Annotated in this window: 17 protein-coding genes and 1 tRNA gene; 10 read left to right on the top strand and 8 right to left on the bottom strand. The window is 58.4% G+C overall.

What is annotated here, in order from left to right:
- The first annotated feature begins 53 nt into the window (after window positions 1–53).
- The 6 genes from ACSZPK_RS04240 to ACSZPK_RS04215 all read left to right on the top strand — a co-directional run bounded on the left by ACSZPK_RS04240 (window position 54) and on the right by ACSZPK_RS04215 (window position 4,421).
- Window positions 54–129 (top strand) — tRNA-Phe (locus ACSZPK_RS04240).
- Between the two features lie 95 nt (window positions 130–224).
- Window positions 225–443 carry a hypothetical protein gene (locus tag ACSZPK_RS04235; RefSeq protein WP_437880127.1) on the top strand — a complete coding sequence of 73 codons (219 nt, stop codon included), beginning with the start codon at window positions 225–227 and terminating at the stop codon, window positions 441–443.
- 4 nt (window positions 444–447) lie between these two features.
- The gene (locus ACSZPK_RS04230; RefSeq protein ID WP_437880126.1) at window positions 448–1,536 is read left to right on the top strand and encodes a tyrosine-type recombinase/integrase; all 1,089 of its coding nucleotides are present in this window, start codon (window positions 448–450) and stop codon (window positions 1,534–1,536) included.
- 236 nt (window positions 1,537–1,772) lie between these two features.
- Window positions 1,773–2,015 carry a hypothetical protein gene (locus ACSZPK_RS04225; RefSeq protein ID WP_437880125.1) on the top strand — a complete coding sequence of 81 codons (243 nt, stop codon included), beginning with the start codon at window positions 1,773–1,775 and terminating at the stop codon, window positions 2,013–2,015.
- Complete coding sequence (locus ACSZPK_RS04220; protein WP_437880124.1) at window positions 2,012–3,076, top strand: AAA family ATPase; 1,065 nt, start codon at window positions 2,012–2,014, stop codon at window positions 3,074–3,076. Before ACSZPK_RS04225 ends, ACSZPK_RS04220 begins: the two co-directional genes overlap by 4 nt.
- A gap of 247 nt (window positions 3,077–3,323) precedes the next feature.
- On the top strand, window positions 3,324–4,421 hold the full coding sequence (locus ACSZPK_RS04215) for a hypothetical protein (protein WP_437880123.1): 1,098 nt from the start codon (window positions 3,324–3,326) through the stop codon (window positions 4,419–4,421).
- Window positions 4,422–5,575: 1,154 nt separating this feature from the next.
- Here the strand turns inward: ACSZPK_RS04215 and ACSZPK_RS04210 are convergent.
- From ACSZPK_RS04210 to ACSZPK_RS04200, 3 genes are all read right to left on the bottom strand, one after another.
- Window positions 5,576–5,989: a hypothetical protein gene (locus tag ACSZPK_RS04210; protein WP_437880122.1), complete on the bottom strand. Its 414-nt coding sequence runs from the start codon at window positions 5,987–5,989 to the stop codon at window positions 5,576–5,578.
- A 525-nt stretch (window positions 5,990–6,514) separates the two neighbouring features.
- Window positions 6,515–6,844 carry a hypothetical protein gene (locus ACSZPK_RS04205; RefSeq protein WP_437880121.1) on the bottom strand — a complete coding sequence of 110 codons (330 nt, stop codon included), beginning with the start codon at window positions 6,842–6,844 and terminating at the stop codon, window positions 6,515–6,517.
- Window positions 6,841–8,781 (bottom strand): hypothetical protein, encoded by a 1,941-nt coding sequence (locus ACSZPK_RS04200; protein WP_437880120.1) that lies wholly within the window; start codon window positions 8,779–8,781, stop codon window positions 6,841–6,843. The genes ACSZPK_RS04205 and ACSZPK_RS04200 overlap by 4 nt, the downstream gene beginning before the upstream one ends.
- A gap of 1,456 nt (window positions 8,782–10,237) precedes the next feature.
- Between ACSZPK_RS04200 and ACSZPK_RS04195 the strand changes: the two genes are divergently transcribed.
- Window positions 10,238–11,152, top strand: a complete 915-nt coding sequence (locus ACSZPK_RS04195) for a site-specific integrase (RefSeq protein ID WP_437880119.1) — start codon at window positions 10,238–10,240, stop codon at window positions 11,150–11,152.
- Window positions 11,153–11,206: 54 nt separating this feature from the next.
- Window positions 11,207–11,665 carry a hypothetical protein gene (locus tag ACSZPK_RS04190; protein ID WP_437880118.1) on the top strand — a complete coding sequence of 153 codons (459 nt, stop codon included), beginning with the start codon at window positions 11,207–11,209 and terminating at the stop codon, window positions 11,663–11,665.
- Between the two features lie 187 nt (window positions 11,666–11,852).
- On the opposite strand, the gene ACSZPK_RS04185 is transcribed toward ACSZPK_RS04190, so the two are convergent.
- Window positions 11,853–15,980 (bottom strand): HigA family addiction module antitoxin, encoded by a 4,128-nt coding sequence (locus ACSZPK_RS04185; protein ID WP_437880117.1) that lies wholly within the window; start codon window positions 15,978–15,980, stop codon window positions 11,853–11,855.
- Between the two features lie 407 nt (window positions 15,981–16,387).
- Between ACSZPK_RS04185 and ACSZPK_RS04180 the strand changes: the two genes are divergently transcribed.
- Window positions 16,388–16,918, top strand: coding sequence for a hypothetical protein (locus ACSZPK_RS04180; RefSeq protein WP_437880116.1), 531 nt, complete (start codon window positions 16,388–16,390; stop codon window positions 16,916–16,918).
- Window positions 16,919–17,034: 116 nt separating this feature from the next.
- Entirely contained in the window at window positions 17,035–17,997 is a 963-nt protein-coding gene (locus ACSZPK_RS04175; RefSeq protein WP_437880285.1) for an arsenic resistance protein, read from the top strand.
- A 14-nt stretch (window positions 17,998–18,011) separates the two neighbouring features.
- Here ACSZPK_RS04175 and ACSZPK_RS04170 read toward each other — a convergent pair whose 3' ends face one another.
- The 4 genes from ACSZPK_RS04170 to ACSZPK_RS04155 are packed head-to-tail and all read right to left on the bottom strand — an operon-like array spanning window position 18,012 to window position 24,063.
- Window positions 18,012–19,193, bottom strand: a complete 1,182-nt coding sequence (locus ACSZPK_RS04170) for a hybrid sensor histidine kinase/response regulator (RefSeq protein WP_437880115.1) — start codon at window positions 19,191–19,193, stop codon at window positions 18,012–18,014.
- Window positions 19,187–19,768, bottom strand: a complete 582-nt coding sequence (locus tag ACSZPK_RS04165) for a chemotaxis protein CheB (protein ID WP_437880114.1) — start codon at window positions 19,766–19,768, stop codon at window positions 19,187–19,189. Before ACSZPK_RS04165 ends, ACSZPK_RS04170 begins: the two co-directional genes overlap by 7 nt.
- Window positions 19,765–20,583 carry a CheR family methyltransferase gene (locus ACSZPK_RS04160; RefSeq protein ID WP_437880113.1) on the bottom strand — a complete coding sequence of 273 codons (819 nt, stop codon included), beginning with the start codon at window positions 20,581–20,583 and terminating at the stop codon, window positions 19,765–19,767. Before ACSZPK_RS04160 ends, ACSZPK_RS04165 begins: the two co-directional genes overlap by 4 nt.
- The gene (locus ACSZPK_RS04155) at window positions 20,584–24,063 is read right to left on the bottom strand and encodes a response regulator (protein WP_437880112.1); all 3,480 of its coding nucleotides are present in this window, start codon (window positions 24,061–24,063) and stop codon (window positions 20,584–20,586) included. It lies immediately after the preceding gene.
- Window positions 24,064–24,136: the final 73 nt, after the last annotated feature.

Genomic DNA, 24,136 nt, shown 5'->3' with positions numbered 1-24,136 from the left:
TTTCAGGAAGGCGCTTGACACTGCCCCGCGAAATCCGTTTAATGCGCCCCGTTGCCCAGGTAGCTCAGTCGGTAGAGCAGGGGATTGAAAATCCCCGTGTCGGCGGTTCGATTCCGTCCCTGGGCACCAAGAATTTCAAGGGCTTAGCGCAACGCTAGGTTCAGTTCCTTGCTCCAGAGGTACAGTTTCGGTACATCGCCGATGCTCAGTACTCTGGAGCAACGATGAAAACACTCCCCAAGCATATCCCCTCAGCTCTAATCGAAGCTCACACGCTCAGCTCGTATAGCGTTGTTATTCCCCCTGCACACCTGATGCTCGATGGCGCACTTTTCCGCCAGCATCGTCCACAGGAATTGTTCACCAACTTTCAGTTATTCCCTTCGATGCAGCCAGATGTCTCCATAGCGATGCCTGGCCGCTCCCACCAGATCGAGGGATGAAAGAATGGCAACGTTCGATGAAATTACCGGCAAAAGGGGCACGAGGCACAAAGCCGTCATTCGCCGCAAAGGCTACCCCACAGTCAGCAAAACCTTCCGACTGAAGAGGGATGCAGAAAACTGGGCCAGGGGAGTGGAAGACGAGATGAGCCGTCGCGTCTATATCCATCGCGTAGCCTCGGAAAAGACCACCTTGCGTATGGCGATGGAGCGCTACCTAGCTGAGGTATCCACCACCAAGAGCGAGTCCACGCAAAAGTCTGAGAAAACGAAATCGAAGCCTCTAATTCGGATCCTCGGCTCTTACTCCCTGGCCGCACTAACCCCAAACGTGATCGCCGGTTACCGCGACAAGCGGCTCAATGAAAACACTCAGGTCAAATCGAACAACCCCGCCACGCCTAAACGCAAGGTCAGCGCCAGCACCGTACGTCACGAGCTTGCACTGCTAAGCCACCTGTTCACGACAGCAATTCAGGAGTGGCACATCGGCCTGACTCATAACCCAATCACTGGCGTGCGCAAACCCAGCCCTGGCAGAGGGCGAAACCGTCGACTGCAGGCAGATGAAGAGGACAGGCTACTGGAAGCAGTTAGAGCCTATCCAAACCCTTTTCTAGGGTGGATCGTAGAGCTGGCCCTGGAAAGCGCTATGCGCCTGGGAGAGGCATCAGGCATCACTGTGGAGCAAGTAGACCTGCAGAGGCGCGTCATCATGCTGCCAGACACCAAAAATGGGGATGTAAGGCTCGTCCCCCTGAGCAAGCGCGCAACGGAAGTCATGCGACTTGCCTTGGCCTTCCCCCGCCCCAAGGACACCAATCTCGTTTTCTTCGGAGAGCCCGGCCGGGATGATGTCCGTCGCCCCTACATTTTCAACAAGCCTTGGCGAGACATAAAAACACGCATCGGTATGTCTGACTTTCGATTTCACGACCTCAGGCACGAAGCCATCAGCCGACTGATTTCTGCAGGGGTCACGGATCAGCAGACAGCAGCGATCAGCGGGCACAGATCCATGCAAATGCTGAAGCGATACACACACCTACGCGGAGAAACGTTGGTCGACATACTTGATCGAATCAAACGCTGAAAGAATGAACATCACAGGGGGCTACGGCCCCCTTTTTTTGTCGCAAAAAAGCTCAGCTCGCCAGCGGCAAGACGCTCAAGGTGCTCAAGATGTGCAAGGCGCTCAAGATGCGCAGGCTCTCGAGGCCCCGCGCGAAATGAGGTGGCTACATATTTTTTCGGGTGCTTACCGGTTTTTACCCGTTTTTGTTCACTAGCCACCAGCTATTAGGGGTATTAACACAACGGAGCACCGCTATGACCCCGCAGGTACAGACCCTCAACGACACCCTTCAAGCGCGATACGGCGCGATGATGACAGCGGAAATGCTCGCTGCTGCGTTACACAGGCCGACCGAGCCATTCAGGCAGTGGCTCAACAAAAGTCCTGAACCCTCGGCAGTGGCTATGCGCAAGGCACGCAAAAAGATCGGGAGACGCATCTACTTCGTCACCGTAGAGGTGGCTGGGATCATTGCCGGCGAAGAGGCATCCGAATGAGCAGCAGGTATCAAGCAGTTCTGACCCCTGCCGCCAACGTAGTACCACAGCCCATCTCATGGCTCTGGGACAAATGGATAGCTCGCGGAAAAATCAGCATCCTCGCCGGCGCAGGCGGATGCGGAAAAACGACTCTGGCACTATCCCTAGCAGCGATTAACTCTATTGGAGCGGCCTGGCCAGATGGAGCCCCAAGCCGTGGCCCCGGCAAGACGTTTATATGGTCCGCTGAGGATGATATTGAAGACACTCTCACCCCCCGCCTAATCGCAGCAGGAGCGGATCTAAACTCGGTTTTTTTCGTCAGCGGACGCCAGAACGAGCATGGCGAACTCCAGCCATTCAACCCAGCCCGGGATTTCTCGCTGCTCCATGAGCGAGCAGAGCAAATTGGCGGCGTCTCTCTACTGTTGATTGATCCGATCGTCTCACTCGTGTCTGGCGACATGCATAGGGCAAACGACGTTCGTAACGCACTCCAGCAACTGGTCGATTTTGCAGCCAGATGGAACTGTTCAGTTTTGGGCATCACACACCTCGCGAAGGGGGCGCAACTGAGCTCTCCTGCGGACCGCATCATCGGGAGTCAGGCATTCTCCGCTTTGGCCAGGACGGTGCTGATCGCCACCCAGCAAGAGTGCAGTACCTCTCGCATTCTCGTACGCGCCAAATCGAACATTGGGCCCGATCATGGAGGCCTTAGGTACGAGGTGGAGGAGACAGACCTACCTGCAGGCCTCACATCGACACGCGTCGCCTGGGGGGAGACCGTTAGCGGTTCCGCACGCGAACTATTGGCCGACTATGAGATTCAAGATGATGGCCCAAGGAGCCAGCTTCAACTCGCTACCGAGTTTCTACGTGAAGCATTGGCCGATGGTCCTATACCGACGACAGAGCTGGAACAGGCTGCAGAGACAGCCGGGCTTGCATGGGCCACAGTGCGTCGCGCACAACGCAAAATTGCGGTGGCACGGAAAAATGGAGCCGGCGGGTCGTGGGTTTGGGCACTACGTAACGAAGGTGATCAAACTGCTCAAACTGCTCACGGCCCAAGTTAGCACGACCATTGGTGGGTAATTGCACAGACTTACCCACCTGGTTGCACTCGACTTGACTGGCCTTTACATCGAATCTTACCGGCATGCATCATCACCCTGACTTGCAAGGCACGCCCCGTAAAGCCAGAGGAAACCGACAGTGCCACACCGTGCTCCAGCAGTCTGACCAGACATAATTTTGAAGATCACTATGCCCTTTTCAGGGCTAGACCATAAAATAAAAATTTGGATCCGATTCGGAGAAAACGTGCCAAATATAGAAGGTGATATTCAAAATCGCCCCAAAGAGCTATATGCATTCCCTAATTATAGTAATTTGCCTGACGAGCCATTCCAGATAGATCTCGCCGGCGCTGCCGGGGAATTTCTCGCTAACGAAATCTTCGATTTAGATGGAGTGCAGCCTCTTGAATCGACTATTTTAAACCTATCAAATGAAACATTCGAAGGATTGCCAGTTATTGGTGTTAATCCTTCGGAAGAGGCCATTGAATTTTACAGAAGGCGTGGCGACACTTTCCAAATGGTCAATGTGGTTGTTTGCTGCCATTCTTTTGAAAGGCGCGAAGGGAAGCTTTACGCATTGCCTTACCATGTCTCTCTGCGCCCTGCTCAAAAAAATGGCTTGCCACAGAAGGTAGGTGTCGACTGGATCGCCAGATATGATTTAGAAAGGGTTCTAGACGGACGCCCACATTACATAGGATATAACCCTTTTGACACCGCCTTTGGGCTGTACGCGGTGGGCCCTGTTCCCATCAGCAAAAACGTATGCTCAGATGTGATCGGATTTGTTTACAACATCTACGTCATCGCCTCCGAATATGTGCCTAAGGATGTCATAGATCCTGGCTTATGCACGGCACTACTTGGCGAGACACAGGGTATTCTTGGAGATTATCGAAAATTCAGGTTCAAGAAATACTTTAAGAAATTCACAGAAACGAGCCCTATAAAAATCTGGGGATGCGATTCACCCATTGAGCTTTTCCTTCTGCAGGCCATGAGCCAAATTGGATTACATCCTAAAATCCAGATGCTTATTTACCCTGACGGGTCAATATTCCCGTCATTACAGTCGATGTGGGAAGATGGCATTCGCACCCGTAAGCTTTCGAAAATCATTACAGAGGCTGACTTTTTCTTTGAAAAGGAAAAGGTCGCTGTATTCTGCGACTCCAAAGCCCATCACACGTCAGCCGAGGCTTTGGCAAAAGATCTCGCAATTGATAAAAAATTGGAAGCGATAGGAGTTCGCTCTTTTAGATTGGCGGGTACAGAAATTGCTGACTCTCCTGTCCGCTGCGCTGCAAAGCTCAAAGCGTATTTGAGTACAAGTTTCTGAACACAGAAATGAAAGGGGGCAGTCCCCCTACGGAACCATGCCCGTAGACCGTACCGCCCCTCAGTGCCGGTAGCGAATCACCTCTAAGCCGAAGCTACCTCAATGATTCACCGCATATACCGGGTGACTCATCTTACCTAGCAATTTTGCTTTCGCAATAGCCTTCGCAATCATCCTCCTCGGTGAGGGCTCCATGCTCTAGGCATATCGTTTCTACCCAGCCCAGCGAACCCCTGACAGGAATCGGAAAGGCACTCCAGCGACGCCTGATCGTCCGCCAGCCCATATACGAAACGCAGGCCGTCCTGTCGGATGAGGTGGAGCTTCCCCGACTTAATCTCGGCCTCCAACTCACGAGCAGCCACCACTCGGCGAAGCGCTGTGTTCACCGTCTCGATGCTGGCAGTGTCGCCCTTGAGCTCCATTACCGCCACCATCATGAAGCCGGTTCCTCCAGCGTAAACTCCATCGTAGCTATCGCCGCACCCCGCCAAAGCAGCACTCGCAGCCAGCACCGATAATCCTCTTCTCATACAGCCCCTCCCAGGACAAATACGCCCGGCGCTACCAGCGCTCGGGCAACACAGAAAAGTTCGCGCCCATGCACCCCGAGCACCCCGCCAGCAAGGGCGCACGCATGAATGCCTACGAGCATGGCTAAGTGGTTACGGCCTCGCCGTTCGAGCCAATGCATCAACCCCCAGCTGGGAATCAGCGCAGCCGTCGACCACCACAGTGCCGGCATGGGTAGACCTAGCAGGCCTACCAACGAGAACAACGCCATATGGGCGCAAAGATAGGCAGCAAAACCGAGAACAACAGGCCGAGCGTCAGCAGCATGGGTCATGGTGAAAACCTCCACGTTGAATGAGGCATCACCCTCGCTCGATCTCGTGCGTGCCAGTAGACCCAGAGAAGAAATTTACGCCGCTCGCGGATAATGGCGGATTTCCACGGAAGGCCACGGAAGGCCACAGAAAGCAACGGATACCCACGGAGAGCGGCAGAAATCGACGGGTAATAACGGGAAAAAACCTCTGAATTTAGAGCCTTTCGACCACCCCACAGCCCCATCCACGTACTCGTAGGCCCCACACACACGGAAAATGACGGAAGCCCACGGAAAGCGACAGAAAGGGACAGAAAGAGAGGGATCATTCGCCACCTTCCATCAGCGGCAGCCAGAAAAAACTCGGTTTCATGAGTGCCACTCGCAGTAGCTCCACTCCCTGCCGCTGATACCACTGCAGCACAGGCAGGAGATTACCGGCCTCATCGGCATTAATCGGCGGCATTGCACAGCTGCAGGGGATCACACACAGCCTGACTCGCCCCCTGCATAGTTGCAGATCCACAAAAACGACCCTTCTTCCTGGAGCGACAAGCGCTGCCGCGCCAAGAACTCGGACTGCGACCTCGAGCTCCAACTCCAGCACCTGGCCAGCGTGCGCGTTAGCCCCCATGCGCGCCTCAAAAACATTCACCGGCCAGCTCCAAGAAGAAGGTGCCCCGGGCTTGAATCCTGGATCCTGCAGATACCTCAAATCGACCAGGTCGGGATCTCTCATCGCCGGCAGTCCTCTGCTTTGGCAAAGTGGTACGCACTCCGCTCCACGCAGAACGCCCACCACCAGATCCTCACCGCTACGCGCATCGGCACAGGCCGGCCCAGCGTCTGAAACCAATTGCTCAGATCTAGATGCATCTGCACAACCGAGGGAGGACTGGCATGCAAAACAGATTTCGAAGCATCGAGGCGTATCGCCGCCCTGGACAAGATGAAGGTCGCCAACCTCATTTGAGATATTCCATGATGGCGGAGCGCTCTGCATCGCAGACACCTCTTAAACGATTGACCCTCGTAGCGATCTGCTCGGCCTGCAGGTAGGAATCGAGTGGCTGATGCTCGAGGGAAATGATCGAAACCGATGCCCAGGAAATGGCAGCTAGACGCGGCCCAGGCAATACATGGATAGCTCTACAACCTAACGACGACAGTTGCGCATCGAGCTCAGTGATCCATTCACCAGGAACGTGTGGCGGGACGAGTGTCATAAGGCCTCCGAAAGGTTGGAGACCCTATCTTCACCCGTTTATTGCGTGCCACCAGGCCAACCCGCTGGCCGTAGATGCTCAGGCACCAAAGCTGCCAGCGATTCCCTCAGTGCACTGCGCTGCAGAGATTCGTCGTCGCGCAGATCCTCCTCCCAGCAGCTCGCACTCAGACTTGCCAGTGCCTGCTCACGGGACTCACCGAGCACGGCAAGAACCTCCATGGAGAATGCATCGTGATCAACGGCAAAGGCGAGCGCCCGAAGCACATAGGCCGAGCTCGGCTGAGGCCCTTTTGCGTCGGCCTCAGCATTGAGAGTCAGCATCACACCATCTACCAGCGGATCATCAATCTGTACCAGGTTCATCATTCAGGATCCTTCGGTGGGTTAAGCGAAATCTTCTCTCGCAGACGCCTCTTCCTCTGCTCCCAGTTCTGCCTGCCTGTGCTTGCATCGCCACCAGTTCGAGGGTGAGAGGTGTGGTGGGACGTCATGACCGTGCGCTGATGCAAGGCGCGAACTGTTCGACTAGCAGCAGCTGCCCCAGCTCCACCGCCAGAACCAGGATTCCCACCGCCATCTCCTCCACCTGGACGTTCCTTAGGCGCTCTGCCTGATCCAGCACGCTTCACCATCTTGCCCGCCCCTCCCAAACCGCCAGCCACGCTTGCTATTCCGCTAGCCAGCGTGGAGACAGTGGCCACCGCTCCCGTAGCAGCTGCTGCCAATGGCCCGATCGAAAAGCCTGTCACCCAGCCAGCGGCTACAAAGGACGCACAGATGATGAACATCCCCGCCCATTGCAGTACGCCCATAATCGAATCTATGTCGGTTCCGTTTCCTGACCACCCGCTAGCAAGAGCAGACTGGTAAACCGCAGCTCCCGACATAGCGAACGAGGTTCCGATAACCAGGAACTGAGTGAAAACGATTGCGAGCGCTGTAAAGAAGATTCCACCCAGCCAGGTCTGAAAGCCTCTGAAACCCAGCACGGCGGTACTGAGCATGAAAATCGGTGCAATCAGCAAAAGCAGCCACAGCAGAACCGCTAAGCCAGTAACGTATGCCGGCAGGTACGCATACATTTCCAGCCAAGCCTTCTCGTTTTTGACGCCCTGAACGACTGCAATACCACCGGTCACCGCCGACCACGCCCCTTTTCCTTCTGCACTCCCTGTCATCGAGCGGTTAAGCGTTCGCTGCCATGCCAGTGCCGCAGCGACACGCCCACCCTCGGTGTCAGCACGCTGACCCGAGGAAGGCTTACCTCCAGTCGCCAGAAGGGCCTTGTATGACTGCTCAGCCGCAAACTGGGCAGCCTTGTATGCCTCTACGCAGGATCCTGGGTAAAAACCCTGTGACGCGCCTTGCGCGCCGCCAGCAGGCCAGGCAACAGGTTCCAGCTCGAATGGCGCATCTGCCAGGGACAAATACGAGTTTTTAGATTCTGCAGTAGCTCTCTTCTCATATATCCCGACCCAGTGCTCCTGCGAGGGCAGCAGGTATGGGCGGCTATCCGACGGTTCAAAACCGCGCCCCTGCTCCTCTAGGAATTCACGTCCTTCGGCACGCCGGCTACGGATAGCAGATACATCGAGGCCCTTATTAACTCCATCCCATACGCCATCCATGCTGAGCAGGTTGCCGCTGGCCACTTTAATCGCGCTGAGCGCACCGCTATAGGTTGCGGTCGCCTGCGCGAGAAAACCAACCTCCTCATCAGGAATGCCTAGTCCAGATCCGCCAGCGAGACCAATCGCATGCAGGGCCTCCAGACTGATGCTGCCATCCTGCACGACAGCTCCGTCTGGTGTGCATTGCGCGTTGTAGTCGCGAACAAGGCGCGCAAGGTCTGTTCCCTGGAAAACCGCCGCCGCACGATCAGCCGCAGCTTGTTTAATCGCTGCACTGGGCATAATCGCCCCGTTGGCCCCCATCCGCTCAGCGAGCCCGCTCACACCCAAGCCCAGCAGCTGTCTGGTGCCGATAGCCAACTGGTGGCCGGCCCAAACGATCTTCGGAGCCGGAACCCTCGCACTCTCGGAAATCTGAATGCTCGCCGGACCGAGTCCCCAACCGAGGACGAACCAAGTGACGGCACAAAAACCGAGCGTGCGGAAAATTCCAGCCCGCGCCACGTTCAGCACAGCAAGGGCCAACATGGCATAACTGATCCCGGGAACCATCGGACGCACAGAGTTGGCTATGGACTCGAACATCGGAGCGGTCAAGATCATCAAATCCGCAACGAGCTGATCAAATCCATTGATCATCCAGTCGAAGCCCTGGAGATCCTCAGGGCTCATTGGAAGCCCCTAGCCCGCCACCAGGCGATGCTGCGTTGCCCAACGCCGCCAATCAGACAAACAGCCCAGGTTACGAAAGCCAGACACCCTGCGCAGAAAAAGGCGAACCATCCCAACCGAAAAATTGGGTTGGAATACCAGCTCCCTGCGACACCAGCTGCCAGCAAAACCACGACAAATATGACTAACGCAAACCAACCTGCCACCCTGCCAATACGATGCATCGAGGAGTCCTCACTCTCACCTGATACAAAGCATCATCAGCCGTGAATAAGGCACCCGCCACCCAAAATACCCTCGCCAAATACCCCCTCCGATACATCGGCAAAAACTCGGTTTTCAGGGCCGCATTTCCCTCCTAGCGAACAGCCGAGCGAAGCTCGGCTGGCGGCGCTTTAGCGCCGCTGTGCCAAAGGCACACGCGCCGGGACGGCGCGCTATGTCAGGGTCCTTCGCTACGCTCGGCCCCTTACATAGCGCGCCGTCTAGACAGTCCGTGAATATTCAATGCGCCACGTTGACCATCGTGCGCATATCGCTAGGATAGACTTACCCATCGAGTACATTCCCCAACAGGAGTACTCACCCGATGCACTCCCCGCGCTCTCGCGGCGATGCATCGGCGGGGAGGTGTAAGGTGCGCTCTCGCACTTACACCTCTGCCCGCTATCCCTTGTCTCTGCAGGGGGTTGTCGGCGAACGCTCCAGATATGGCTATCTGGCACGCGGCAATACCGCCCGACGCTGTGGCTATCGTCAATGCCCGGTCTAATGGTGCTTGCTCAGCAGCATTGGAGTTACACCGAGCTAAACACCTCAGGGTGTCCATCGCTAAGCGATGCTGGAGTCCCCGGACTCCTGACCTCTGCGGTACTTACGCTCTCGAGCAAACAGCAAAAGGTGCCTAGCACGCTGCCACTGGCAGAAAGTCCCTGCTGAGAAGGGGCAAGGTCTCGTAGTCACGAGATCGACTGGCCTTAGGAATTCGCCATGGAAATTGATGCGCAGCTTTTGAGTTGCAGCTCGTTTCCAGCGGATATAACTAGATGGCCATGTTTCATCTTACAGATCCCAACATGGCGACTTACCTCCTGAGCCCACACGCTGAGGCTCTGCTATTGCGCGCCCGCCAGGGCTACACGCAACGCATGCTGCAACTCTACCTACTGCATGAAACCGGCGTCTCCGTCAGCCAGCCCACGCTATCTCGCTGGCTCAGATCCAGCAGTGCACGAGCATTTACGCCTCTGCCCCAAGACAGGGAGTACATTCACTACCAGTCCCTTTCCAGGATGAGCCATCCGCCACGTCGCTATAGACGCAGCCTGTACCGCTGGAGGGGCTTCATTCAGCACCTCCGACAGCATGGACACTCCCTACAGGGGATTCTGATTGCCCTCGAAGCCCAAGGAGTTAGAAGTTCAATTCGCTCAATCCGCAGGGAGCTAGCAACGCTATGAGTAGAAAAGGCAGCAAGGGAAAAAACCGAGTTTTCGCCAAACCGTCTACGCAGGCGAAACGCGCCTGCATCGCTATGTTCAAGGCAAAGAATATTTCCTCGATTGGCACATCCAATACTTACCAGGACGGCCTAACCAGGTTTGCCGAGTGGCTAGAAAAGAATCGCTGTGGCCCTCTTGAGCAATCAGCCTCATTAGCGCGAGCCGAGCGATTTCTGGCTGAACGCGCCGGCTTAGTTGGCCAAAAGACACTAGATCGCGATCGCCAGGCGGTGCAGGCATTGCTGCGCTGGCAAGGTAAGCTGGATGAGAAGACGCGGATCAAGGTCATTCAGGCTGATAAAGCGCAGACGCTGGTACCCCGCGCCTATGCGGCAGACCAGGTCAGTTTGATTATCCAGAGGATGACGCCGCAGAATGCTTTAGCTGTGGAGATAGCCCACGCTGCTGGCCTGCGAGCACATGAGTTGATAACACTAGAACGGCGCGATGAGACGGCTCCGGATCCTCGACCTGCAGATCCAGAGAAATTTGCCGGACTGGAAGACCATGTGATCTACGTGACCACCGGGAAAGGCGGCCTCAAACGCGAGATCGCCATTCCTCAGCACTTGGCAGAACGGCTGGAGACAACCCGCCTAGACACACCTCGTACTAGAAGAGACCGCGGAACGCTCTACCGTCAGAAATACGACATAGGCGGCGGCCAGGCCTTAAGCCAGGCATTCAGTAGGGCTAGCACGTTGCAACTAGCGTACTCGACTGGGCTCCATGGAGTTCGTCATGACTATGCCCAGCAGAGTGATTACCGAGCATTGCTCCATACGGGAGACACCGAGCGCGCAAAACTAATAACCTCGCAGTTACTGGGGCATTTCAGGCCAGAAATCACGGAGGTATACAGGCGTTAAATTAGCGATGACCTTAATTTAGTGCTCGAGCGAGCATTGTCGCGGAGAAGTCCGATGCATGTAGTAGAAATTGACGCAGGCGGCTCAATAAGAAGCCCGCATCTAGAGTTCATCGAAACCCAGCGCGAAGGCAAGCAATACTGGGGGGCCTATGTTGTCCGCAAATTCGACAAGGTTGTGCCCGCAGATGGCGCGCTTCTCCTCAAGGACAAAGTGGCTCGCGAGTGGTTCGAGGTCAGTTACGTACCTAAAGGCGTTTACCTGGGCTTCGGTGGTAAGTTCTTAGAACCCGATGGGACGCTCGTAAAAACGAGCTCGTTTTGGTACGTCGTAGAAAAATCTCGGTCGATGATCACCCTAGAGCAGATTCCAGAGGAGTCCGTTCCTCACTTGTATGAAATCGATCCTGCGATGAATCCCAGCGTTCGCTACCTGGCAGAAGAAATCTGCCGAGCCCGAGAGCATCTAGATCGGCTGGAACGAATTCTGGCAGGCATGCAATTGCCGCGCTGAGGTGTAGTCTCAGCCGGTAGGGCCCTTGTTCAAAGTTGAGTATCTTGAGCGCCTTGCTCACCTTGAGCATCTTGAGCCACTTACTACTGACGCGCTGCGCTTGTCGGGCAGGCTGCACTACGGCGGCTAAAGCCCCCTCCGTTCGCCCGCCTTTATCCCTCACAATGGCAATTCAAGACAGCAAAACTCAGGGATGTAAACGCCGTCGAATATCCGCTTCGGTATCCTCCCTCCTTGCCTCATGATCGTATGTCTTAGCTAGCGCCATCAGTAGCTTCGAAGCAACAAACGGATGAGAAACCTGCAGTGCCTTCCCCCACACCCGGTACTTGTCAGCAAGCGCACGCTCTTGCTCCCCCCCCTCGCCCCTCATATGCACACCGCGCGAGTTATAAACCCCCGTGTGAGCCCCCCGCATCATCGCTTCCGACTGAACATCTTCCATCACAGTGCGCACCGCCTCACAGGGCCAAACACCGTCCTTACCCTCAGGCGCATGTGATAGAAGCTCGCCAAGACGGCCGTCCCCAACGTCTGCTCGGCTCAGCTCGTTGCAAGACTGCCGGACATTTGCAATCCACGTCGCCAAGCGGGCCTCGTTAATCTCACCAGAAGCACCCTGACCTGGAATCCGAGCCAACGCATTCAGCAGCTTGTATCCGCGCATAGCCATGTCACCTATACGATCAGACGGTACGCAAAACTCCACTGGATCGACCCCGCCATCAGCACGCTTAAACATCCAGCATATAGCCTGAACGTACAGCTCCGGATGCATCTCTACGTACTGTTCAAGGTGAGGAATACTCGAGACCGATCGTCTCGAAAAAGGCTGCCCAAGCACCTCGATATAGGCGAATTCCAAGCCTGCCTTCTGCTCAAGTGACAGACTGGAACAGTCACCCACATGCTTGAACGCCTCCTCTACGTAGTAGGGCTCCAGCATATATTGCCCAGGCAGGTCTCTTCCTCCACGGGCCATCTCCGACATCAATCGGAAAATAAGCTCTGGATCCGTTTTTGATAGCGCATAACGAATGCAAGAAAATGCCGCCCTCGGCCTTTCCGCTTTGAGAAGTCGCTCAATAGCCTCATTTCGCTCAGCCTCTGAATCGCTGATCCAATCTGGTACTACTTCGCTCCAGTACTGAGACTGAATCTGCTCGCCCAGGGTATTTATCAAACTCCAAGTCGAGCGACCAAAAGGAGCGAGCAGCAACAAATCAACCACCGCCTCTTCAGGCAAGCCTTCCATCAAACTCGACAACACCCCACTGCGCCGGTCATCTGGCTGAGCCCGTAACGCTCCGCTAATAAGATTCCTATACGAATGCCCCACGCCCCCGTCTGTGTGGATTGCTTGAAACGCACTACGAAGCAAAGTCACTAATTCAGGCTCAGACAACACGGTTCCGGTGGCAAGAGAGCCAACAATCCAGGCCGCGTTTCCACGCTCCGCCAGCTCACGAATCCCACCGAGCCCACGATGCGCAAGAATGTCGCCTAGCGCTTCTACCCTCAGGCGATTGATCCTCTCTTCGCGCTCACGATGGTCGAGCGTCGCAAAGTCCTCCAACTCGTCCGCAGATTCCTCGACCCATCCAGCGCGGAACAGCCACAAATGCCGATTCACAGTGTCATGAGGCTCTAACGCCTCATAGACAGACTTTCCTGCTATAACCAGCGCCGCATGGTCGCTATCCTTTTTTGCACGCAGCGCAGCACGTCGCGACAGTGTCGATCTCCGAACCTTCTCGCGCATTGCTGCCTTGTCAGCATCACTAGCTTGAGTAGTCGCCCAATCTTCGATCATCGCCCAAACTCGAGCCTGATCCCCTTCATTCAGCCCCTGCAAGCGCTCGACCAGCTCACCGAGCATGTCCAACGTGTAGTGCGTAGGCCAATTTAGTACCAGTGCAACCACTTCCCTCTTAAACTCAAGTACTGGCTTCCATGTCGCAAAGGGCTCACCGTAGCCATAACCATCATCACGCCAACGTGGTTTGTGACTGTAATCACCTATGCTGTTGTGAGGGCTGAGCTCTGCCATACAGATGCGCCAAGCGACATCAGGAAACTTGGCAACAAGATTCTTGAGCAGCCCCACTCTCTGCTGAAGACTAGCGGCGGTCTGTGGCATCCAAGAGCGGAAAACTGATCCCAGTGAGTGCGCGGGCTTGTTGGCCCAGTTGTCCTTGATCTCGATCTCTGAGAGTTGCGCAAGAATAGACACGGCATGCGCAACCGTTTCAGGACTCCAGCAAAGGCCTTCAAGCGCCCAGAGCAGTCCTGTGCGACTTGGAGTAGCGCCGAAAACTCCAGGGCTCACTGGTCGCAAAAGACCATAAACAGCGGGACTTTCAGCCTGAAGGTCTTGTCTGATTATGGATAGGAACTCGCTGGGAGCAGCCTCTGCATAGGTTGGGAGGTCGTGGTCATTGGCCTCCAGCACTCGTGTAGTTAACGGGGGGCTCAACAATTCGCGCACAACGCTATTAACCTCGCTTTCGATATCAATGCCCAGGCGCCCTTTAAAGACTTCATGGCCGTGGACAGAAAGCAATACTAGCGTTTCCGAAATTCCGTCTCGGAAAGCACTGGAGAACTCGCGCACCTTACCCTCGGCTGATGCCCTCCAACGCTGATCTTCCTCCAGATCAAGAGCAGGATCGTCTTCTCCCAGCACGACTCGCGCCACCTCGAAATAACGCCTCAGCTCAGCCTCCGTCACCCCAGCAGCAACGGCGAAGAGTAAATCTAGCTTTGAAATAACCCCCCTTGCCGTACCAGCTGACCACACCGGCGCGTCATTGAGCGTGGCCAGAACCTGGCAATCCTTCTCAAGCTCATCGTAGGGTCGCCCACCGGCCAATTTCACAAGTCCAGCTTTATCGGCCTCATTGCGACTGTCCCATGCTCCAACAAATAGAAATGGAACAAGCTTAGCGGCCGTTTGAGGATCTGCGGCCCAGGCCGGTAACTTAATCGCCGGGAGGGAAGAGAGCTGGCGACGGAGTACCGTTAAAGAACGGCCAGAGGCCTTCGCTAGGCGAGTGATTTCATCCCGGCTCATGTTCATGCTCTCAAGCGCCGCAGTGAACGCCTGGGAGCTTGCTGGCTTAAGCAAGATATTCGGAGAAGCGAGCACCGCGTTGCGGGGATAGACCACAAATGAGTGCATGGATTTTGCGTAAGGCGCTAGCTCTCGCTCCACGTCGCGCGTATAGACGACCGAAATGAAGGTTTGTTTAGCTGAGGCTAACCGGGGCAGAACCCCCGGCCTGTCAAAGACCAACACTCGATCTCGATATGAAGCCAATTCGTCACCGCCCTGCTCGCTGAGTAGCTGAGCAAGGAATGCAAGCGCCTCCTCATCCGAGTCGGCGGCTATCACGAAAGGATCATTAGCAGGACTCGACAGGTAAGAAGCTACAGCCCGTTTAGCATCTTCAATCGCTGAAGCGAATAGACCTCCTACTAACGGCGGACTCGAGACGTCCGCCCAGTCGGCCCAGCATTTGTCGAGTGAACGTACATCTTGAGCCGGGATATGTGTTTCGCTTGCAAACCATGCCTGCCCAGGTAGTGACTGTTCTAGCCACTGCTCAAGATCACTCGCGTCGTATGCACGAACATCTTTCCACTGTTTCAACGCTTGCTTAGAAGCCACCCAAGCACCTTTCCCAGGCCAACGGCGAGGCGTGACGAATATGAAGGTCATCGTCCTGCAAGCTGATGGTTCAAGAGCCTTCACGCTCTTGTCATAGTCTCCATTGGCTTTCGTGCGAGGTTCTTCGTTGGTGCCAAACTCCCACCCCGAACTGCCTTCTGGGACCCATGGCGTACCCTCGCCGGCCTCAACGAGGCCGTCCCAGCCCGGACGCTCAGCATCGTCATTGCCAGGGAAATCAACCTTCGCAAGCCCAACACCTGTCGAGTGGACCAAAGTGCGCAGAAACACTGCAAAGCGGGATCGCGCCTGAATGTTATGAGAAGCCCAGTCTTCGATGGCATTAGCCTTAATCGCCAAAAATGGCGGGACATAGGTCATTGCACTGGCGGGCTTTACTTTCCTACTGGCTTGAGCTGCCTCATATTGGGCCTGCATCTCCATCAGCTCTTTGAGCGGCACCTTAAAAGCTTTCTCCAACCGCGCAGCCATCTCGGCCGACAAGGCTGAATTGCCATTTAGGAGATTTGACAAAGCTGGACGCCCCACGCCCATTAGTGATGCAGCCTTAGTCACTGTCATCCCTGCAGGAATGACCTCCGCCTTGATTCGCAAACCGGGATGAGGAACGTCTTGGGAAGTCATTACTGAGCCCTCCGGGCGCTATGAAGGTCATGGGTAGGGTTGGAAGTAAATTAACTGTATCGTGTAGCGCTACACAATACAAGCCCAACCTTTATTACCTAAGCCCCCTCCTAGAAGCACCCGCCCCACCGCTCAGAGTGAGGTGCGCAGTAGGTGCAAGCGCGCTTCATACTGGTGAAAATAGGTGCACTCGTAAAGACCTCGCAAAACCATCAAACACCGCTCAACATCTTGTTTTTAAAGCCCTTAAGACTTGTAAACACTGTTAAACATGGCTAACCTTCGCCAGTGACACTCGGTAATTGTGTAATTGAAAATCCCCGTGTCGGCGGTTCGATTCCGTCCCTGGGCACCACTGATACTTTTCAGGTGGTGTCAAAGCCATCCGAAACCCCAAGAAACCGGCCTTGAGCCGGTTTTTTGTTGCCTGCGCGTTGGCGCAGTGTCTCCACAAGGGCTATCGCTTGATCTATCGCGCGCTCTATCTGGTACTCGCCTGCGCCACTGCAACCAGCCTAGTGGCTGGCGAGCTGCGGCACGAGCAGACCGAGGATGGCAGCCACGTCGCCTGGTACTCGCCGCCAAAACCTGGCGAAGCGGGCCTGACGGCAATCGCCCGCTATGAGCCAGACCGTCAGCGCCCTTCCCTCTATATCCTCCAGCTCAGTTTTGCAGGTGGCGCCCATCGCTTCGCCGACTGCAAGCGGGCGTTCTGGCGGGTCGACGGCCAGCCGGCGCCGCAGATCGCCACCCACTATTCGCAACGCACCACAGGAGCAGTGCATCTGGAACTGTTCACCGGCCAGCTCAGCCGGGAACAACTGCAGCGCCTGGCCAGTGCGACCACGGTCGAGGTGCAGCTCTGCACGGAGAAGGTAGCGGTCGCGGCGGACGACCTGAACGGGCTGAAGCAGGTGCTCGCAGCCACTCGGGGCTGAACCACGCGCCCTACGGAAACCGCGCCCCCAGTGATGCGCAAGGCGAGCGATCACGCCGCCACGGCAGCCACGAACGATGCCACAATGCGTCCCTTTGCCGGGGAGGGCGATCAGTGATAACGAGAGACTGGCTGGAACAGAAGCAGATCCCACTGTACTTCGCCACGGTGCTGGTAGCCGTCGCCGTCGGCCTGTCGTCCAGCGTTTTCGCCGAATATGCGGCGCTGGCCATCACACCGGCGATAGCGATGCTGATGTATGCCATGTTCCTGCAGATTCCCTTCCTGGAGCTGCGCCAGGCATTCGGCAATCGCCGTTTCCTCGGTGCCCTGCTGCTCGCCAATTTCGTACTGGTGCCACTGCTGGTCTGGCTGCTGACCTTGCCACTCGCCGCCAACAAGGCGCTGCTGGCCGGCGCGCTGCTGGTGCTACTGACGCCCTGCATCGATTACGTGGTGGTATTCACCCACCTGGGCAAGGGCGACTCGCGCCTGGTACTGGCCTCGACACCGTTGCTGCTGTTGCTCCAGCTTCTGCTGCTGCCCATCTACCTGCGCCTGATACTGGGCCAGGAAGCGAGCACGGTGATCGACGTCCGCCCTTTCGTGGAGGCCTTTGCGCTGCTGATCGTGCTGCCCCTGATCGCGGCCGTGGCCACCGAACTCGCGGCGCCCCGCTCGGCCCTGCTGCGCCACTGGAGCAACGGCTGGGCCTGGCTGCCGGTGCCGGCGATGGCTGTCGTGCTGCTGGCCGTGATCGGCTCGCAGATCGCCAGGGTGGTCGAGCAACTTGCCCTGCTCGCCCCCCTTCTGCCGGCATACGTCGCCTTCGCGCTGCTCGCCCCCGCCCTCGGTTTTTTCAGCTCACGCCTGTTTCGCCTGGAGATCGCCGCGACACGGGCGGTGATGTTCAGCTCATCGACGCGCAATTCGCTGGTGGTCCTGCCCTTGGCCCTGGCCCTGCCGGAAACCATCCGCGGCCTGGCCGCCGCCGCGGTGATCACCCAGACCCTGGTGGAACTGATCGCCGAGCTGATCTACCTGCGCGCGATTCCACGACTGGTACGCGCCCGCGCTTGAACCAGCAGGCCTGCCTATAACGGCAACAGAACGCGGAACAGCGAGCCTTTGCCGGCATCGCTTTCCAGTTCGATATGCCCGCCATGGGCGAGCACGATCTGCTCGGAGATGAACAAGCCCAGGCCAAGACCGGCAACCGTTTCAGAACCACTGGCGCGCTCGAACTGCTGGAAAATCCGCGCCTGGTCCGCAACCGCGATGCCGACACCGCCATCGCACACCTCGACACAGGCCCGCGCATCGCGCAGGCCCGCCCGCACGCGAACCGGTTTGCCGGCGCCATAGCGCAGGGCGTTGCTGAGCAGGTTGCTGATCACTTGCTCGATGCGCAGCTCATCCCACACTCCAGGCAGTTCACCGTCGACCTCCAGCGACAACTCGCAGCCGGCATGCTCCATCTGCTGAGCGAAGTTATCGCAGATGTTGCGCACCAGTTGCGCGAGATCGAAGCCTTGCGGCCGGATCGACAGCTTGCCGGTGCGGATGCGCGAGACATCGAGCATGTCGTCGATCAGGCGGATGAGCCGCTGGATCTGCCGCTCGTCACGCTCGAACATGGCCTTGAGCTTGTCTTCGCCGAAGGCTGCCTGATTGCCCCTGTTCAAATGCATCTTGCGCAGCTGGGTGTCCAGGCTCAGGCCGTTGAGCGGTGTGCGCAACTCATGGGAAACCACCGACATGAAGTCATCGCGCATGCGCACCGCGTGTTGCAGCTCGACCTGGGTTTCACGCAATTCGGCGAGCAGTGCGTCCTGCTCCTTGCGACTGCGCTGCAACTCATCCAGTTGCCGGCTCATGACTTTGCGCTGGCGATACAGCTCGACGAACACCGCCACCTTGCTGCGCACCGCATGGCCATCCAGCGGCTTGTGCAGGAAGTCCACCGCGCCGCTTTCGTAGCCTTTGAAGGCGTAGTTGGTATCGCGACCGGCGGCACTGACGAAGACGATCGGAATGTGCTTGGTCTTCTCCGTGCCGCGCATCAGCTCGGCCAGTTCGAAACCGTTCATGCCGGGCATCTGTACGTCGAGAATGGCCAGGGCGAATTCATGTTCCAGCAATAGCGCCAGGGCCTCATCGGCGGATTGCGCCTTGTACACCGCGCGCCTCTCCTCGCTGACCAGCGCTTCCAGGGCCAGCAGGTTCTCCGGCAGGTCGTCGACGAGCAGCAACTTGCTCACGGGCGTATTCAGCATGGGCGGTCATCCAGTTTGGCCAGCAGCGCCGCGATATCGCGCAGACGCAGGATGTGGTCGGGCGTGTGCAGCGCCAGCGCTGCCTCGGGCATGGTCGGAACCTGTGCTTCATCGGGGTCCTGGACGATGCTCAGGCCTCCCTGTCGATGAATCCGTGCCAGGCCCGCCGCGCCATCCTGGCTGGCCCCGGTAAGCAGAACGCCGATCAGGCGCTCGCCATAGGCATCCGCCGCCGACGCGAAGAGAAAGTCGATGGCCGGACGGGAAAAGTGCAGGGGCGCTTCGCCGCTCAGGGAGAAACAGCCTTCGCGCTCCACGGAAAGGTGGTAGTCGGGGCCCGCGACATACAGCGTGCCCGGTTGCAGCGGTTCCTTGTCCCGCGCCTCGCGCACCGGCATCGCCAGGCGCCGGCCGAACAGCTCGGCGAGCAGGCTCGGGCGCTTTTCCGGCAGGTGCAGCACACAGGCGATGCTCGGCCGATAACCGCGCGGCAAGCGCTCGAACACGCTCAGCAATGCCTCGACGCCACCGGCCGACGCCCCGACCACGACCAGCTCGTGGGTCGCGCCGCTCATAGTTTGCGGAACACGCGCTGGGCCCGGTTCAGCGCTTCGAAGCGCTCGGCGTAGGCGGAGAAATCCAGGCTTTCCTTACTGCCCAGGCCGAGAAAGCCACGATGGCACAGCGAGTCGTGGAACAGCCCGAGGGCGCGATCCTGCAGGTGCTTGTTGAAGTAGATCAGCACGTTGCGACAGGAAATCAATTGGGTCTCGGAGAACACGCTGTCGGTGGCCAGGCTGTGGTCGGCGAAGGTCACGTTGTCGCGCAAGGCCTTGTCGAACAGCGCGCCGTCATAGGCCGTGGTGAAGTAGTGGGACAGCGATACCTTGCCGCCGGCCTGTTGATAGTTCTCGCTGTACTGGCGCATGGCGTCGATGGGATAGATGCCACGCCGGGCCTTTTCCAGCGAACGCGGGTTGATGTCCGTGGCGTAGATCAGGGTGCGTTCGAGCAGGCCTTCCTCATGCAGGAGGATGGCCATCGAATACACCTCTTCGCCGGTGCTGCAACCGGCGATCCACACCTTCAGCGACGGGTAGGTGCGCAGCACCGGCACCACTTCCTGGCGCAGGGCGAGGAAGAACTGCGGGTCGCGGAACATTTCGCTGACCGGGATGGTGAGGAACTGCAGCAGTTCGTGGAACGCCTGGGTGTCATGGATGATGCGGTCCTGCAGCGCCGACACGGTGTCGCAACCGAACTGGCGCATGGCGTGCATCACGCGGCGTTCGAGCGAGGCGCCGGAGTAATCGCGGAAATCGTAGCTGTAGCGCAGGTAGATCGCTTCGATCAGCAGGCGCAATTCGATATCCAGGGTGCGCTGCTGCATTCAGATGCGCTCCAGCTTCGGCAGCCACACGCGGATCAGCGAGAACAGGCGGTCCAGGTCGATGGGCTTGGCCAGGTAGTCATTGGCGCCGGCGCGCATGCACAGCTCCTGGTCGTCCTTCATCGCCTTGGCCGTCACCGCGATGATCGGCAGCTTGCTCCAGCGTGGGTCCTGGCGAATCAGGCGGGTCGCTTCGTAACCGTCCATTTCCGGCATCATCACGTCCATCAGCACCAGGTCGATGTCTTCATTCTGGTCGAGCCTGGCGATGGCTTCATGGCCGTTGCGGGCGACTTCCACCCGCGCGCCTTTCTGCTCCAGGGCGCTGGTCAGGGCGAAGATGTTGCGCACGTCGTCGTCGACCAGCAGGATGCTGCGCTCCTCGAATACCTTGTCGCGGCTGCGCGCGGTCTTGAGCATGCGCTGGCGCTCGCTGGACAGGCTCGACTCGACCTTGTGCAGGAACAGCGTCACCTCGTCGAGCAGGCGCTCCGGCGAACGCGCGCCCTTGATGATGATCGAGCGCGAATACTTCAGCAGCTCGGCCTCTTCGTCGCGGGTCAGGTTGCGTCCGGTATAGACGATCACCGGCGGGAAGGAGCAGATGTCCTCGCTGCCCATGCGTTCGAGCAGGTCCTTGCCCTGGATGTCGGGCAGCTTGAGGTCGATGATCATGCAGTCGAACACCGTTCTGCGCAGCAGCTCCAGGGCTTGCTCGCCATATTCCACGGCGGTGATCTCGACGTCCTCGTCGCCGATCAGCCGGGCGATGCTGTCACGCTGGCGGGCATCGTCCTCGACCAGCAACACGCGCTTGACCTTCTGCGTGAACTTGGCTTCCAGGCGAGCGAACACGTCGCGCAGTTGCTCGCGGTTGGTCGGCTTGATCGCATAGCCGATGGCCCCCAGGTGCAGGGCGGGCTCGGCGTAATCGTCGACGGAAATCACGTGCACCGGGATATGCCGCGTCGGCGGGCTTTCCTTGAGCCGCTGCAATACCGCCAAGCCGGAACCATCGGGCAGGCGCATGTCCAGCAGGATCGCGTCCGGCACATGGGCCTGGGCGAGACGCAGGCCCTCGTCGGCGCTGTGGGCGACCAGGCAGAGGTAGCCCAGCTCATGGGCCAGGTCGAAGAGAATCCGGGCGAACTGCGGTTCATCCTCGATCACCAGAACGCGGCGCCCTTCGCCTTTCAGCGTATCGCGGTCGTCAGGGAAGCTCGGCATGACCTCGACCTGGCCTGCCGGCTCGGCCTTGGCCGGGCGCTGCGGCGCTGGCGCCTGGACGTTGGCCGGCAAAACGAGCTCGCCGTGCGCATGGCCGTAGGCCTGCGGCAGCAGCAAGGTGAACTGGCTACCCTTGCCCGGCTCGCTACAGACCTGAATCGAACCACCGAGCAACTCGGCGAGGTCGCGGGAAATCGACAGCCCCAGGCCCGTACCGCCGAAGCGCCGACTGGACGTGCCGTCAGCCTGATGGAAGGCCTCGAAGATGCGCTCCAGTTGGTCATGGCGGATGCCGATGCCGGTGTCGCGCACGAGGAACGCGATGCCCCCTTCGACCCGGCTCACATGCAGGCTGACCGTGCCCTGGTCGGTGAACTTGATGGCGTTGGACAGCAGGTTCTTGATGATCTGCTCGGCGCGCTGGCGGTCGGTATGGAGCTGCGCCGGCACATCGCTGTCGACCTGCACCTGGAACGCCAGGCGCTTCTGGTCGGCCTGCGGCCTGAACACCGTCTCCAGCGCCTCGACCAGGCGCGACACGGGGGTATTCTCCGGGCGCACGTCCAGCTTGCCGGCCTCGACCTTGGCGATGTCGAGAATGTCGTTGATCAGGTTGAGCAGGTCGTTGCCCGCGGCATAGATCGACTCGGCGAAACGCACCTGCTCCTCGTCCAGATTGCCCTTGGCGTTGTCTGCCAGCAGCTTGGACAGGATCAACGAGCTGTTCAGCGGCGTGCGCAACTCGTGGGACATGTTGGCGAGGAACTCGGACTTGTAGCGACTGGCGCGCTGCAACTCGTCGGCGCGCGCCTCCAGCTCCGCCTGGGCCTGGCTCAGCGCAGTATTGTTGCGATCCAGGTCGTCGCGCTGGGCGGCCAGTTCCTGGGCCTGCTCGCCAAGGCGTTCGTTGGTCTGCTCCAGCTCGGCCTGCTGGGTTTCCAGGTGGGCCTGGGACTCGCGCAGCGCGCGGGACTGTTCTTCCAGTTCCTCGTTGGCGGTCTTCAATTCTTCCTGCTGGACCTGCAACTCCTCGTTGAGCTGCTGGGTCTCGACCAGCACTTCCTGCAGGCGCTGGCGATAACGCGCGGCATCGACAGCCGCACCGAGGCTACCGACGATCAGTTCGAGCAGGCCGAGATCACGCTCGCCGAGCGGACGCAGGAAGCCCAGTTCGATCACGCCGTTGACCTGCCCCTCGTTGACGGTCGGCAACAGCACCACCGTCTGCGGCTCGCCGTTGCCAAGGGCGGAGTTGACCTTCAGGTAGCCCGCCGGCAAGCGATCGAGCACCAGCATGCGCCGCTCCTGGGCGGCCTGGCCGACCAGGCCTTCGGCGTTGTAGAAGGACTGCTCGGCGAGCGCCATCTCGCGGGAGAAACCATAGGCGGCGATCCGCTGCAGGCCGCCATGGTTTTCCCGCACATAAGCACCGCCGACCACCATGCCCAGGCGTGCCGCCAGAAACTCGAGCATGTTGCGGCCCAGTTCCGACAAGGTCTGCTGGCCGATCAGGCGCTCGCCAAGCAGGCTTTGCCCCTCGCGCAGCCAGGCTTCGCGCTGCAGGTGCTCGGTATGCGCGACCTGCTTCTCCAGCGAACTGCCGTAGACCCCGGACAGGCGCACCAGCTCACGCCGCCCGAGGTAGGCGAGCAAACCGCTGAACGCCAGGCTGAACGCCAGGTACAGGCCGATGGTCAGGATCGCCGTATTGCCGGCCGCGTCACTGCGCTCCTGGCGCAGGCGCCGCTCGGTGTTGGTGAACGCCTCGTATTGCTCGCGGATCGCATCGGTCAATTGCTTGCCGCGCCCTTCACCCACCTCGTCGCTGACTTTGCCGCTACGCTGGCGGGTCTCGATCATGTCCTTGGCGAACTGCGCCCACTCGTCATGCAAGGCGCCGATGTGCGCCAGGCGGTCGACCTGCAGGGCATTGTCGGCAACCAGCTCACGCAGGCTCGTGAGCTCGGCGCGAATGCGCGGACGGGCACGCTCGTAGGGTTGCAGGTATTCGGGATTGGCGGTCAGAAGATAACCCCGCAGGCCGGTTTCCTGGTCGACCGCCAGGCGCAGGCTCTCGTTGGCGTTGGTCAACACCCGGTCGGTGTGCTCGACCCAACTGAGGACATAGATGAGGTAGCCGATCAGGGCGACGAACAGCACGGCGCCGATAGCACCGATACCCAGCGGCAGCATCACGTTGCGCGCGAGTATGCGGCGAAAACCCATTTCGTCGATCACAGGAGTGGTGGTCATCTTGTTTTTCCTGGCCAGGCTGGCTGAGCGTCCCCACGGGATGCGCAGTGGCCAGCATGGTAATGCGTGCCAC

The sequence above is a fragment of the Pseudomonas sp. LRF_L74 genome, assembly GCF_965644255.1.
In the GTDB taxonomy this organism is placed as follows: Bacteria; Pseudomonadota; Gammaproteobacteria; order Pseudomonadales; family Pseudomonadaceae; genus Aquipseudomonas.
Note: the sequence above shows the minus strand (reverse complement) of the source record. Positions and strands in the feature narration are given on the sequence as shown.